This window comes from Mesorhizobium sp. M4B.F.Ca.ET.143.01.1.1 (assembly GCF_004792275.1).
Lineage (GTDB): Bacteria > Pseudomonadota > Alphaproteobacteria > Rhizobiales > Rhizobiaceae > Mesorhizobium > Mesorhizobium abyssinicae.
In genome coordinates this window covers 19,482-33,223 of record NZ_SRSR01000006.1, presented here as the reverse complement: position 1 = coordinate 33,223, position 13,742 = coordinate 19,482, and the positions used below count along the sequence as shown (strand labels likewise).

The 13,742-nt window shown below is 58.5% G+C and carries 11 protein-coding genes and 1 pseudogene; 11 read left to right on the top strand and 1 reads right to left on the bottom strand.

The features are described 5' to 3' along the window. The first annotated feature begins 14 nt into the window (after positions 1 to 14). The 7 genes from nodC (at position 15) to EN786_RS16110 (ending at position 8,324) form a co-directional block, all read left to right on the top strand. The gene (nodC, locus tag EN786_RS16140; RefSeq protein WP_032899868.1) at positions 15 to 1,340 is read left to right on the top strand and encodes a chitooligosaccharide synthase NodC; all 1,326 of its coding nucleotides are present in this window, start codon (positions 15 to 17) and stop codon (positions 1,338 to 1,340) included. 260 nt (positions 1,341 to 1,600) lie between these two features. Then, positions 1,601 to 2,515, top strand: coding sequence for a nodulation factor ABC transporter ATP-binding protein NodI (gene nodI / locus EN786_RS16135; protein ID WP_024505873.1), 915 nt, complete (start codon positions 1,601 to 1,603; stop codon positions 2,513 to 2,515). 3 nt (positions 2,516 to 2,518) lie between these two features. Further along, a complete protein-coding gene (locus EN786_RS16130; protein ID WP_029356621.1) occupies positions 2,519 to 3,307 on the top strand; it encodes an ABC transporter permease in 789 nt (262 codons plus the stop codon). A 289-nt stretch (positions 3,308 to 3,596) separates the two neighbouring features. After that, positions 3,597 to 4,358: a sulfotransferase gene (locus EN786_RS16125; protein ID WP_024505871.1), complete on the top strand. Its 762-nt coding sequence runs from the start codon at positions 3,597 to 3,599 to the stop codon at positions 4,356 to 4,358. A gap of 377 nt (positions 4,359 to 4,735) precedes the next feature. Then, complete coding sequence (locus EN786_RS16120) at positions 4,736 to 6,022, top strand: dicarboxylate/amino acid:cation symporter (protein ID WP_126063813.1); 1,287 nt, start codon at positions 4,736 to 4,738, stop codon at positions 6,020 to 6,022. A gap of 272 nt (positions 6,023 to 6,294) precedes the next feature. Beyond that, the gene (locus EN786_RS16115; RefSeq protein ID WP_024505889.1) at positions 6,295 to 7,356 is read left to right on the top strand and encodes a LacI family DNA-binding transcriptional regulator; all 1,062 of its coding nucleotides are present in this window, start codon (positions 6,295 to 6,297) and stop codon (positions 7,354 to 7,356) included. Between the two features lie 164 nt (positions 7,357 to 7,520). Beyond that, on the top strand, positions 7,521 to 8,324 hold the full coding sequence (locus EN786_RS16110; protein ID WP_135908660.1) for a TIM barrel protein: 804 nt from the start codon (positions 7,521 to 7,523) through the stop codon (positions 8,322 to 8,324). A gap of 48 nt (positions 8,325 to 8,372) precedes the next feature. On the opposite strand, the gene EN786_RS16105 is transcribed toward EN786_RS16110, so the two are convergent. Then, positions 8,373 to 9,290: a LysR family transcriptional regulator gene (locus EN786_RS16105; RefSeq protein ID WP_024505887.1), complete on the bottom strand. Its 918-nt coding sequence runs from the start codon at positions 9,288 to 9,290 to the stop codon at positions 8,373 to 8,375. A gap of 701 nt (positions 9,291 to 9,991) precedes the next feature. Here EN786_RS16105 and EN786_RS39465 point away from each other — a divergent pair. The 4 genes and pseudogenes from EN786_RS39465 to EN786_RS16090 form a co-directional block, all read left to right on the top strand. Continuing rightward, positions 9,992 to 10,366, top strand: a pseudogene (locus EN786_RS39465) (IS110 family transposase); the annotation flags it as partial. 91 nt (positions 10,367 to 10,457) lie between these two features. Further along, on the top strand, positions 10,458 to 10,982 hold the full coding sequence (locus EN786_RS39460; protein WP_245265439.1) for a transposase: 525 nt from the start codon (positions 10,458 to 10,460) through the stop codon (positions 10,980 to 10,982). Positions 10,983 to 12,200: 1,218 nt separating this feature from the next. Beyond that, positions 12,201 to 12,482, top strand: a complete 282-nt coding sequence (locus EN786_RS16095; protein ID WP_126057635.1) for an acyl carrier protein — start codon at positions 12,201 to 12,203, stop codon at positions 12,480 to 12,482. Beyond that, entirely contained in the window at positions 12,483 to 13,691 is a 1,209-nt protein-coding gene (locus tag EN786_RS16090; RefSeq protein WP_127231680.1) for a beta-ketoacyl-[acyl-carrier-protein] synthase family protein, read from the top strand. Positions 13,692 to 13,742 lie beyond the last annotated feature (51 nt).

The window sequence follows — 13,742 nt, the reverse complement described above, 5'->3', positions numbered from 1 at the left end:
CAAACAGAGATCCTATGGACCTTCTCACCACAGCCAGTACTGTTGCCGTTTCGTCTTATGCGGTGCTCTCGACTGTTTACAGAGGCATGCAAGCGGTCTACTCCCAACCGGAAAATGTTACGCCGCCGTCGGAAAGCTTGTTCGGATCCGACCGTTGGCCGAGCGTGGATGTCATTATCCCCTGCTACAATGAGGACCCGCGCACACTCGCGGCGTGTTTAGCTTCCATTGCAAATCAAGATTACGCCGGAACATTTCAGGTCTATCTGGTTGACGACGGTTCTGGAAATCGTAATGCCGTCATCCCGGTACATCACGCCTACGAGGGCGACCCGAGATTCAATTTCATTCTGCTCCGCGAGAATGTTGGCAAACGCAAGGCGCAGATCGCCGCCATCCGCCGCTCATCTGGAGATTTCGTGCTCAGCGTCGACTCTGACACGACACTTGCGTCCGACGTCATCACAAAGCTTGCAGTAAAAATGCGGGATTCCATGGTCGGAGCGGCCATGGGCCAGCTGACGGCATACAACCGCAGCGACACTTGGTTGACCCGATTGATCGATATGGAATACTGGCTGGCTTGCAATGAGGAGCGCGCGGCGCAAGGTCGCTTTGGTGCGGTCATGTGCTGCTGCGGCCCATGTGCAATGTACCGCCGGTCTTGTCTCCTTTCTCTGCTGGATCAATACGAGACGCAGCTGTTCAGGGGGAAACCAAGCGACTTCGGTGAAGACCGTCATCTTACGATCCTCATGCTGAAAGCAGGCTTTCGAACCGAGTACGTTCCAGGTGCCGTCGCGGCGACAGTCGTTCCGGACAAGATGGGACCTTATTTGCGCCAACAACTCCGCTGGGCACGAAGCACCTTCCGGGACACGATGCTTGCGCGAGGTCTACTGCGTGGCCTGGATCGCTATCTAACTTTGGATGTGATGGGAGAGAATCTCGGCCCATTGTTGCTCGGCATCGCGGTAGTAACGGCGCTCGGTGAGCTACTATTTTCACATACAGTAAATTGGTGGACGGTGCTGGCTATTGTCACGATGACCATAATCAGATCTACGGTGTTATCTTTCCGCACTCGGCAGCTTCGATTCATCGGCTATTCAATGCACGCGTTAATCAGGATATTCCTGTTGATCCCCTTGAAGGCTTACGCCCTGTGTACATTGAGCAATAGCGATTGGCTGTCGCGTAAAAGTGTTCCCCTGCCCAACAGGAGCACAAAGGAAATCACAAGCGCGATGCCGCTTGCCGGAGCAAATGCTGCGGGCAATTCTGGAATTGCGGAGTCACTTCATACTGCAGATCTTTCGCTCACAGCTGGTGAAGTCTGACGGCCTTGCAGCGCCGAGTGACCGAGTAAGTTGTGTCAGTCGACACGGGGTGAAGCTTTCGAGTTACCTATGGTCAGAACGGGAACTATCTGGAAGCGACACGTGGCATCTTGACGTTATTCTTTGGCGGAAGCGATACACGCGTCGCTCCGGCCGCGACTTTCCAAAGGTGCCATCTCAAGGCGGTGGCCTGCTCTGAACCAGAATTCGCAAGTAAGCTGCCGGTGGCCAATCGGACTCATTCCGCTTGAGATAGACGCATGTCCAATGTAGCAATCGACCTTACCGGCGTAACCAAATTATTCGGAAACAAGCTCGTTGTGGACGGGCTGTCCTTCACCGTTGCATCGGGAGAGTGCTTCGGTCTGCTGGGGCCGAACGGCGCAGGCAAGAGCACGATTGCGCGTATGCTCCTCGGTATGACCCGGCCTGACGCGGGTGATATAACAGTCCTCGGTCTACCAGTGCCGGCACGCAGCCGCTTGGCCCGCAAGGGCATAGGCGTGGTCCCGCAGTTCGACAATCTCGACCTGGAATTTACGGTACGCGAGAACCTGTTGGTGTTCGGGCGCTACTTCGGCATGAGTACAAGAGAGATCAACGCCGTCATCCCACGGCTCCTCGAGTTCGCTCGCCTTGAGAGCAAGGCGGATTCACGTGTCGGCCTGCTATCCGGCGGGATGAAGCGGCGCCTGACGCTGGCACGTGCTCTGATCAACGACCCCCAGTTGCTTGTGATGGATGAGCCCACGACCGGCCTCGACCCGCATGCCCGCCATCTGATCTGGGAGCGACTTCGTTTCCTGCTGGCGAGCGGAAAAACGATCATTTTGACCACCCATTTCATGGAAGAGGCTGAGCGGCTTTGTGATCGGCTGTGTGTTCTCGAGCGGGGACGCAAGATCGCCGAGGGCAGTCCTCATGCGCTGATCGACGAGTACATTGGGTGCAACGTGATCGAGATCTTCGGCGGCAATCCACAGGAGCTGATTTCGCTGATCAGACCGTACGTTCAGCGTGTCGAGGTAAGCGGCGAGACGCTCTTTTGCTATGCGCCTGAGCCGGAGGATGTGCGCATCCAGCTTCGCGGTCGAGCGGGTCTGCGTATTCTAGAGCGTCCACCCAGTCTGGAGGACGTTTTCTTGAGGTTAACCGGACGTGAGATGGAGAAGTGAGCAATGGGTGAACGTTTTGCGGCCGCTCTACCCGCCAACGCCTGGAACTGGATCGCGGTGTGGCGCCGCAATCATCTGGCATGGAAGAAGGTGGCATTTGCTTCAATGCTCGGCACCCTTGCTGATCCGATGATTTACCTTTTCGGGCTCGGCACTGGCCTTGGACTGTTGGTAGGCCGCATCGAAGGTGCATCCTACATCGCCTTTCTGGCAGCCGGCATGGTTGCGACGAGCGCGATGACAGCATCAACCTTCGAAACAATTTACGCGGTTTTCGGTCGAATGCGCGATCAGGGCACTTGGGAAGCAATCCTGCACACACAACTTACCCTCGGCGACATCGTTCTCGGTGAATTGACCTGGGCAGCCACAAAGGCCTTTCTGGCCGGTACGACAATTGCGATTGTTGCCGCCGCGCTAGGTTATGCCGCGTGGACGTCGGTTCTCTACGTGCTGCCGGTCATCGCTCTCACCGGGTTCGCCTTTGCGAGCCTGGCCATGCTCGTCATCGCGCTCGCGCCCAGTTATCACTATTTTATTTTCTATCAGACGCTTGTCATCACACCCATGCTGTTCCTTTCGGGCGCGGTTTTTCCAGTCGGCCAATTGCCAGGAGTGTTTCAGCAGATTGCGGCCTTCTCGCCGCTGGCGAATTCTATCGATCTAATCCGTCCGGTGATGCTCGGCCGCCTGGGCGACAATGTAGGGCTGCATATAGGCGCACTTTGCATGTTCGCTGTATTGCCTTTTTTTCTGTCGGCTGGACTGTTTCATCGACGACTAATGCGTTGACGCTTACCTACGCCCATCAACGAGAAGGAGGTCCGCAATGCCGGATTGCAAACTGCCCCCAGCGGCCCGGAGGCATGCGTGTGCCAGGAATCGCGAGTGGTACAACAACGCCGAAGCCGGGCGCCACCCAGCCGCTGCAGGCACGCGCCCATCTTCGCGACCACACCTCGGAGTACAGGCTGGGTGGTGAGGCGCGCGGACCCACCCGGAGCGTTCAAGCGATAGCAGCCAAGCTTCTTGTGCGCGTCCCCAGACCGTCGCGGCCATTATTTAGTTGGATACACATGCAATGACCCACAACGAACCAACTCCTGAGCCTTTTGTGATCCTTGCTATGCCAAGGACCGGAACACACTATTTAGAAGAATTGCTAAACGAGCATCCGACCGTTCTGAGTAACGGTGAGTTGCTAAACGAATATGATCCCAATTGGCCCAGCACGGATCGCCTGCTAGGCACGGATCGCGAGCTTCTTGAGCTTGCCTATGTGCGCTGCCCTATGCGCGACTACAAGAATGTGACGCATCTTGGCTGCAAGATCAATGAACCTCAGTTTCGCGAGCGTCCAGCATTCTTTGCGGAATTAGCTCGTTGGCCAGCACTCAAGGTCATCCTCGTTGTTCGCCGAAACGTATTGGAATCGCTCCGATCCTTTGTGCAGGCCAGGGAAAGCGGTCAGTGGCTGAAGTTCAGCTCGGACAACGATACCGCTCGGCCACCGAGCGTCAGGTTGTCAATCGCCGACTGTGAGGCTTATTTCAAAGCCGCCGACGATTTTCACGCTCGCGTTATGGACTCCTTCACGTCGACCAACCTGCTTGTAATGGAATACGAGAGCCTACTTCACGAACCTGCCCAATGCTTGGGAGCGGTTTGGGATTTCCTGGGCGTTCCAGCGCTTGAGCCATCAGATAACGCCATCTTGCAGCGCCAGGAAACGCGACCGCTTGATCAAACGGTGGAGAACTTTGACGAGTTGCGGATTCACTTCGCACGCGGACCTTATTCAAGATTTTTTGACCTCGGAGATTCAATGCGCTCCTACGCTTAATCGCTTGTACCGCGTGCTCTGATGGGCGTGTAGGATATCCTGCAGTTTGCGCGCATTCCGTTCCAAAACTGACAAACCAAAGTCACCAAGGCAACCGGCAGTCGATCTGCGGCGAACATCAAAGGGCACGGGCGCAAGGCGACCTGGTCAATTCCCTCTCTGATGAAGCACTTCCTCAGACGCGATCTTTGGCGAGCCTCGAGTGCAGAATTCCGGCAAGGTGGAGGGTTCCAGTGCGCAACTGCACCAATCTCGCTGGACGGGACAGGCGTCCAGTTGGCACGGCGCTTGCTCCGAGATGACAGCAGCGCTCGACCGGAGCGCAGCATGGGAGAAGGAGGAGCCCCCACCCCGATCCGGTCAGGGAGAGAGAAACGATGTTGGTTCCAAGAGTCCCCCGCGCGATCGCAGCGCCCCGCAAGCGCCATTTTGCCCGGACCTACGTGCAGGTACTTGCCGCCATGGTCCTTGGAGCCGCAATTGGCTACCTCTATCCGGAAACCGGCCAAAGCCTGAAGCCGCTCGGCGATGCCTTCATCAAAGTCATCAAGATGATTATCGCACCTGTCATCTTCCTGACAATTGCGACCGGCATTGCCGGCATGAGCGATCTGCAGAAGGTCGGCCGAGTTGCCGCCAAGGCGATGGTTTATTTCCTTACCTTCTCGACGCTTGCACTCGTTGTCGGGCTGATTGTCGCGAATATCGTTCAGCCTGGCGCCGGCCTCAACATCGATCCGGCCTCGCTCGATGTCGAAGCCGTTAAGGGCTATGTGGCCACGGCTCACGAGCAGTCCGTGACCAGCTTCCTGATGAACATCATCCCGTCAACGATTGCCAGTGCCTTCGCGGAAGGCGACATCCTGCAAGTCTTGTTCTTCTCGGTCTTGTTCGGCATTGCTCTGGCGATGACCGGAGAGACGAGCAGGCCGGTCGTTACCTTTCTCCAGGCGCTCACCGCCCCCATTTTTAAGCTCGTCGGCATTCTGATGAAGGCTGCACCCATCGGCGCCTTCGGCGCTATGGCCTTTACGATCGGCAAATACGGAATCGGTTCGGTGGCCAACCTCGCGATACTGGTCGCGACGTTCTATCTGACCGCCTTCCTCTTCGTGTTCGGGGTTCTCGGCGTGGTCTGCCGCTGCAACGGCTTCTCGATCTTTTCTCTTGTCCGCTACATCAAGGACGAGCTGCTGCTTGTCCTGGCAACGTCCTCCTCGGAGGCCGCGCTGCCCTCGCTCATGGAGAAGATGGAGAAGGCCGGCGCCGCGCGTTCGGTCGTAAGTCTCGTCATCCCTACTGGATACTCATTCAATCTGGACGGCACCAATATCTACATGACGATCGCCGCCCTCTTCATCGCGCAGGCGACGAACACAGATTTGTCAATTGCCGATCAGATCCTCCTGCTGCTAATTGCGATGCTTTCCTCGAAGGGTGCGGCAGGCGTCACCGGCGCCGGCTTCATCACATTGGCCGCTACTCTGTCTGTCGTGCCGAGTGTTCCCGTTGCCGGAATGGCTCTAATTCTTGGCGTGGACCGCTTCATGTCGGAATGCCGCGCGCTGACGAATTTAGTCGGTAATGCGGTGGCATCGCTCGTTGTCGCTCGCTGGGAAGGCGAATTGGACCAGTCCCGGATGGAAGCCGCTTTCCGCGGTTAGGGTTACATCAAACGGGCTCCCCGCAAGCAAGCAATAGCGCGACGTGTAAGTCACGGCCTTCACAGCAGTCGAATTGCCGGCCTCCAAAGAGCGCTGGAAATAGTGTACTAACGCGGAGAGTAATACAACACCATGAAGCCCCTAAGCAAACGAACGGTTCACGGAAACTCATCTGGGTCCGCATGGAGCGCTGTTCGTCGAATGCGTTATCAACCGTGGGGTGTGGTAACTATTTCAGCTTGCCGCCCCAAGCCGTCGCGGGATCGCACCGGATGACGGAGGACCGGCCGATCAGAATCGCTAGGGGAAAGCGCGTCACAATTGCCGATCTCGCCCGCGAAGCCGGAGTCAGCGTAGCAACAGTCGATCGGGTTCTGAACGTCCGCCTTCCGGTGCGAGAGGAGACCGCCCAGCGGGTCCATGCGGCCGCGCACGCGATCGGCTATCATGCTGCCGGTCTCATCAAACAGCGCTTGCAGCAGCACCTGCCGCACTACAAGCTGGGCTTCATCTTGAGAAAACCTGCCCACGATTTTTACCAAGATTTCGCTCGCAATATTGAAGAGTCGGTCAGTATGGCTAAATCCTTCCACGGCCTTCCGATCATCGAGTTCGCGCAGTCACATTTGCCGCGTGACCTGCTCCCGCTTCTTAAGGACCTTGGAAGCCGCTGCCAGGCGATCGCCATGGTGGCGGCCGATCACCCGAAAATCACAGCATCAGTCGAGGAGCTCAAGGCGAAAGGTATCCCGGTATTTTCGCTGTTATCCGACTTCGCCGATGGCGTGCGCGAGGGCTACATCGGCCTCAACAACAGCAAGGTCGGACGGACTGCCGCTTGGGTGTTTTCCAAGGCCGCAAAACGGCCCGGCAAGGTGGCGGTGTTTGTCGGAAGCCATCGCTTCCAGGCGCATGCGACGCGGGAAACGGCCTTTCGTGCCTATTTTCGTGAGAACGCGCCCAAATTCGAGGTGCTTGATCCGCTCGTGAACCTTGATGAACGGCAGCTCACTTACGAAAAATTGCTGGATCTTATGCAGCGGGAACCAGAGCTCGTCGGCTTCTATATGGCCGGCGGGGGTATAGAGGGAGCAATTTCCGCGCTCCGAGAAGAGGGGAGCGGTCAGGATCTCGTCGCGATCGTGAGTGAAATGACGCCGCAGTCACGTGGGGCGCTTGCGGATGACATCTTGACGATGGCGGTCGGCACGCCAATGCGCCGACTTTGCCAGGAGCTGATAATGGCAATGGAGCGGGCCATCAAAGCCGGCGTCGCGGAGAGCCCGGGGCAGACATTTCTGCCGTTCGACATTTATCTTCCGGAAAATATTTGACCTTGATGGATTTCTATCATGAGCGCCCATTTTCCTTTCACCGATGAAAGGAAAGCTCGATTGACTCGGCCGTCTCTGTCCGATCTGTGAACCGGCGTGGTTCCGTCTTGAAAGAAGCCGGATGCCGAAATGGCAGCCGCGCTTCATGGAAGGAAAGTCAAGCAATGCGCCAGGTATCGCCCCGCTTTGCACTCGATCACATGGCGGCGCCCCGCCTTGACGTCAGTGCGCTTTTCGCGCTTGCCCGTGACCAAGGCCTGACCGACGTCCAAATCCGTTACCCTCATTTCAGCAATCCTGTCGCACGCGGCATTCCGGCTGCGGACGTTCGGTTTGCCGCTACCGAAGCGGGCGTCACGATCATCTCTGTCAACGCCTTGCAGCGGTTCAACGACTGGACTCCAACGCGTCAGGCCGAGGCAAGCAACCTCGCCGATTATGCGACGGCGTGCGGGGCAGAGACGCTCGTGTTGGTGCCGGCCAACCGCAGCTCGTGGCCCACCAATAGCGAGCGCCAGGACAATCTTCGTTTCGCTCTAAACGAGATCAAGCCAATCCTCCAGTCGCGGGGTCTGATCGGTCTCATCGAGCCGCTGGGTTTCCGAACCTGCTCGCTTCGATCAATGAAGGAAGCGGCCGAGGCCGTTGCCGCGGTTGATGGCCAGTCCGTCTTTCGCCTCGTGCACGACACGTTCCACCACACCCTGGCCGGGGAGACATGCCTGTTCTGCGAGCTTACCGGCCTGGTGCACATTTCAAGCGTAAACGACCCGACCTTCTGGATTTACCCCGATCGCTTTCTTGCAGGTTCCGACAATGGCAGCCAGATTCAGGCGCTGCTGGATGGCGGCTACGCGGGACCTTTCTCGTTCGAGCTGATCGAGGAAGTCCATTCTCTGGACGATCTCGCAGGCGCACTTGCCGCCAGCATCGACTTTATCCGGCGAGGGCTATTGTCGTCAAAGTAGATGGTGACAGGTGTAGTGACTATAGGTGCGCCTGAATTTTCCGAGGGTTCACAGCGGGGCAGCCATCCGAGATGCCTCCTGTATCATTATCTCCCGCATCCAGATGCTTGCCGGATCGCTATTGTGGAGGGCCGGCCATTGGAGGGTCTCGGTGAATGTGGGAAATGGCAGCGGAAGTTCGATAACCCGCAGGGGGAACGTTTTTTCGAAATGCCTGACCAGCCGTAAGGGCATGGTCGCTATACGAGCTGTGCCGGACACCATAGGTGGAATCATGCTGAAGCCCTGCACGGCGACCTCGACACGTCTCTTAAGGCCATGCTCAAGCAAAAACCATTCCTCGATAGACGGCTTCATCGTACGCCCGAACCTGACCGCGACGTGCCTCATCGACATGTATCTCTCGAATGTAAGCTGCTGTGGCAGCTGCTTGTTTGTGGGACAGCCTACGCACACGAGCTTCTCGTCAAACAGCGCAATGCTTGAATGCACACTCGACGTGAACATATCCGGTAGAATTAGAAAATCGACGTCACCGCGCCGGAGAAGCTCATCGGGGCTATCGTCGACAGGCAGCAGTTCGAAGCTGACGGCGGGGGCTTCCCGTGAAATACGCTCCACAAGCTTTTCGAAAAACACGAGCGTGACGAAATCGGAAAGAATGATCCTGAAGAGGCGATCGGCTCGAGCTGGGTCAAACGGATCCGAAGAAATAATCGAGCACTGGATGTGCTGGAGAGCGTCGCGAACTGCGGGGGCAAATGCTGCCGCACGCGGGGTTAGAAATCGTTCGCGACCTCTTATCGTAAACAGTTCATCGCGGAAATAATCGCGCAGTCGGGCGACGGCCGCACTCATGGCGGGCTGACTCAGGTTGATCCTGCGTGCCGCCGCCGAGAGATTACGCTCCGTCAGGAGTGCGTCGAGCACAACGAGGAGATTTAGATCAAGTCCTTTGAAACGCATGTCATCAGCCATCCATGGGATGGATGCCTTTAACCGAAACAAACGACTTTAACAATTTAGCATTCTTGCAATCTTTTGTCGCAAAAAGTTTATGATGGATGACGTTAAGGTCCGACATATGAGCCGCGTGATCTGCCGAAGCGAGCAATCGTTCGTACTGTGCAGGTCAGAGATTGGCAGTTTGAAACGCCGGGCCGATGGCGCCGGGCTATCAACCAGCGTCTTCGGCGGCCCCGACCTAGCTGGGCGTGGAATCTAATAGGGTGCACCTTTCCAGTCCGAGGCGACTGATGGGCGGTTTGATCCTAAGCTGCCGTGAGGCCTGTGCCAATTGTATCGGCGAGCCAATGCAGCAGTCCGGCAGCGTTTTTGAGAGCTGTTGTAGGCTCGGCCTAAGCCCATTGGCGCAAGCCTATCTGAACGAAGCGCTTGGCCTTGCCGCTATCCGGTATGTGATCTGTGGTGTCTTCTCGTCCTGCTGTTCTTGTTTTGGAACGCCCTTATGGTGAGCCCATCCGGGACGTGGGGCACCGGGAGCACAAAGGTGCAGGCAGGCCGTCAATAGACCGTGGGCTGAGAGCCCGAGCTCGTTACATGGCCGCCCCTGGCGACTTTCCCGGATGCGCTGCGAGCGCGGATCAGTAGATGTCGTGTTGCCCGCCAGCTCCCGTCTTTGACCGAGCCAAGAAGGAGGAACGGGCATGCTTATCATCGGACTGGATATTCACCGCGCCTTCGCCGAAGCAGTGGCATGGGAGGAGGGCAGGCTCAGGCGACTCGGCCGCGTCGACATGCGGCGCGATCTGCTGGCGGCGTTCGCCGCGAAGCTGTCGCCGAACGATGTCGGGGTGATCGAGGCCACCGGCAGCGCGACGTCCGCTGCAGCTGTGATTGCGCCGCATGTGAAGAAGGTGGGGATCGCCAAGCCGAAACAGGTGTTTATCGTTGCCTATGCCAAGATCAAAACGACGATCGACGCCGACGTTCTTGCGCAGCTCTATGCCAGCGGCTTCTTGCCAGAAGTCTGGATTGCGGACGAGCCGACGCAGGCTCTGCGTCGACAGGTGACACGGCGCAATCAGATTGTCCGACAGAGATCTCGATTGAAGAGCGTCATCCAGTCGATCCTTCATAGCCACCTGATCCGTCCTGCCCGCATGCCGACCTGTGCGGCGCCAAGGGTCGGACCTGGTAATCGAGCAGGTCGTACCGCAGGACGAGCGCCTCGCGATCGATGGGCATCTGCGCGAGTTCGACCGATTGGGCGAAGACCTCCAGGTCATCGAACGCGATCTTGTCCGCTCGGCTCTCGAGGATGAAGGCGTGAAGCGGCTGATGACCATTCCCGGCGTCGACATCACCGTCGCGCTGGCGATGAAGGGCGGCGATCGGCGACGTGTCGCGCTTCGACGATCCGCAGAAGCTCGTGACCTATCTCGGGTTGAACCCAAGCGTCCAGCAGTCCGGCCAGGTCCGGCCTACCATGGGCGGATCACCAAGCAGGGCCGTGGTCATGCGCGCGGCATGCTCGTCGAGGCGGCCTGGGCGGCCGCTCGTGCTCCCGGACCGTTGCGAGCCTTCTCCCTGCGGCGTGCGAGCCCGGCGCGGACAGCATGTCGCGGCCGTGGCAACCGCACGCAAACTCTCTGTCGTGATCTGTCATCTGTTGAGAAGGGCGAGAGTTACGCGTAGGCTCGACCCTCCCTGCATGCCAAGAAGCTTGCGCGATGTGGAACTCAAGGCCGGGAGCAAGGCTGTGCGCGGCCAAAAGGGAGCGCACGCCTACAACATAAAGAGCCACCGGGAAGAAGAGCGCCGCTGGGTGGAGCAGGCCGAGGGCGCCTATGCACGCCTCGTCGCCGGTTGGAACCCACGAGGTCCGAAGAGGGTAGGCACGGATGCCGCAAACCGGGCGCCCAGCTTGGCATAAGGGCTACGTGGCCTCAGGAAGCGTCGTCGCCAATGCAGACCATGGACGAATTCCCAGCCGATGCCGAGATGCCGGTCGACCGTGCCTGTCGCCGTCCGGTGATGCGATGCCCCCGAGCGGATGAGTTCGCCCCGGATGCTCCCGGTCACGACGCACGGGTTCGGGTTCCAAGGCGCTCAGTTTTGTTCGCGCCCAATCGGTGTAGGACGCGGCAGAAAATACGAGCGTGACGAAATCGGGAAGAATGATCCTGAAGCGGCGATTCGGTAGAGCCGGGTCAAACTATCCGACGAAATAAACGAGCACTGGATGGGCGGGAGAGCGTCGCGAACTGGAGGGCAAGAGCTCCCGGACGCAGCGTTAAGTTTGAATACCTCCGCGGACATGGTCGCGAGCTTATCGCGCAAATAATCGAGCAGCCGAGCGCCGGCCGCACTCATGACCGGCTGGGCTCGGTTAATCCTGCATGCCGCGCCCATGAGGTTGCGCTCTGTCGGGAGTGCGTCGAGCACAACGACGAGATGTAGTTCACGATCTTTGAAACGCGTGGTCAACTATCCAAAGTGTGGATGCCTTTCATCGAAACAAACGATTTCATCAATGTTCTGGAATCCTGCATGGGCAGAAGCACCTGACGCACACCGATGCCCCCACTGCCTCATGGCGTGGCGAGCGTCTTAAGAAACCGCCCGAAAGGAGATTTTTCATGCGCTCTACCGGGCAGTGGAGTGCTGGGAAAGGGAGTTGCAACTGACCGGGTCCGACTTCTTCCGAGCCTATGGACAGACTGGGAGACGCGCACGGTGTAGCGGCTCACATCGTCATACTGCACCTACGCCACACACCGGCCGGACCTGATCCGGCTTTATGAGCATTGGGCTTTGTCAGTTGCCCAAGCGTGATGGCTTTCGCGACGCGGCGCGCCTCAGGAACTGAGCCGCGTCCAGGTCGAAACGCGGGAAAGAAAGACAGGAAACAGAATGGCCGATCAATTCGCAACGGACGTCATTGCCCTGATCAAGAAACGCGCCGAGTCGGAGAGCGGTGAGGGAATGCCTACGTCATTCGTCGGCGAGATAACAATCGCCACGGAACTGGACGCGCTCGGGTTTGATTCGCTGGGTTTGGCGGACGTCCTCTGGGATGTGGAGCAGGCCTACGGCATCAAGATCGACATGAACACGGCCGATGCCTGGTCCAATCTCAAGAATGTCGGCGACGTCGTGGAAGCCGTCCGCGGCTTGCTTGCGAAGGAGGCTTGAATGGACAGGCGCGTCGTTATCACCGGAGTGGGCGGCCTGTGCGGACTGGGCACCGACGCCGCCTCTATGTGGAAAGAGATGCGCGAAGGCCGCTCCGCCATCGGCCCGATCGCCAATTCCGAGCTTCATGACCTGGAGGGCATGACCGGCGCTGAGATCAAGGCGCTGCCCCAGCACGACATCAACCGGGGGCATCTCATCTCCATGGACCGCTTCAGCTTGCTCGCCGTGCTTGCAGCGCGCGAAGCCATGCGGCAGGCCGGACTTTCCTGGGACGAGGGGAATGCCCATCGCTTCGGCGCGACAGTGGGCGTCGGATTTACCGGTTCATACGCAACAGAACAAACTTACCGCTCACTGCTTTTGGGTAGCGCAATCCGTGCTGAACTCTTCACTGGAGTAAAGGTGATGCCCAGCGCCGCTTCCGTCCATCTTAGCTTGAGCCTCGGCTTGCGCGGGCCGGTCTTCGGGGTGACCTCCGCATGTGCCTCGGCCAACCATGCGATCGCCTCGGCGGTGGACCAGATCAAGCTGGGCCGGGCCGACGTAATGGTTTCCGGAGGCAGCGACGCACCCTTCGCATGGGGCGTGCTGAAAGCATGGGAAGCAATGCGCGTGCTTTCACCCGATACCTGCCGGCCCTTCTCCGCCGATAGGAAGGGCCTGGTGCTGGGCGAGGGTGCGGGCATGGCCGTGCTGGAAAGCTACGAGCATGCCACGAGGCGTGGTGCCACAATTCTTGCCGAGATCGCCGGCGTCGGCCTTTCCGCCGATGCCTTCCACATTGCCGCGCCATCTGTCGAGGGGCCAGCGTCGGCGATGCGCGCCTGCCTTGCCGATGCCGGGCTGAATGCCGAGGACGTCGACTACCTCAACGCGCACGGCACCGGTACCAAAAGCAATGATCAGACTGAAACGGCGGCGATCAAGCGTGTGTTTGGAAACCACGCTTATTCGATGTCCATCTCTTCCACCAAGTCCACGCACGCGCATTGCCTCGGCGCAGCGAGCGCGCTTGAAATGATCGCCTGCGTGATGGCAATCCAAGAGGACGTCGTGCCGCCGACCGCCAACTATCGCGAGCCAGATCCCGCTTGCGACCTCGACATCACACCCAATGTGCCGCGCGAGCGCAAGGTGCGCGTCGCCATGAGCAACGCCTTCGCCATGGGCGGTACGAACGCAGTTCTGGCATTCAGGCAGGTGTAGAAGCCATGCAAGACGCCTCATTTGAGGTCACCTGTCGTATCTAGCTGCTTG

Coding starts and splice junctions, on each gene's coding strand:
- EN786_RS16105 (WP_024505887.1), bottom strand. CDS start 9,290: ATGCGTTTCAAAGGACTTGATCTAAATCTCCTCGTTGTGCTCGACGCA.
- nodI (WP_024505873.1), top strand. CDS start 1,601: ATGTCCAATGTAGCAATCGACCTTACCGGCGTAACCAAATTATTCGGA.
- EN786_RS16125 (WP_024505871.1), top strand. CDS start 3,597: ATGACCCACAACGAACCAACTCCTGAGCCTTTTGTGATCCTTGCTATG.
- EN786_RS16115 (WP_024505889.1), top strand. CDS start 6,295: ATGACGGAGGACCGGCCGATCAGAATCGCTAGGGGAAAGCGCGTCACA.
- EN786_RS16090 (WP_127231680.1), top strand. CDS start 12,483: ATGGACAGGCGCGTCGTTATCACCGGAGTGGGCGGCCTGTGCGGACTG.
- nodC (WP_032899868.1), top strand. CDS start 15: ATGGACCTTCTCACCACAGCCAGTACTGTTGCCGTTTCGTCTTATGCG.
- EN786_RS16110 (WP_135908660.1), top strand. CDS start 7,521: ATGCGCCAGGTATCGCCCCGCTTTGCACTCGATCACATGGCGGCGCCC.
- EN786_RS16095 (WP_126057635.1), top strand. CDS start 12,201: ATGGCCGATCAATTCGCAACGGACGTCATTGCCCTGATCAAGAAACGC.
- EN786_RS16120 (WP_126063813.1), top strand. CDS start 4,736: ATGTTGGTTCCAAGAGTCCCCCGCGCGATCGCAGCGCCCCGCAAGCGC.
- EN786_RS16130 (WP_029356621.1), top strand. CDS start 2,519: ATGGGTGAACGTTTTGCGGCCGCTCTACCCGCCAACGCCTGGAACTGG.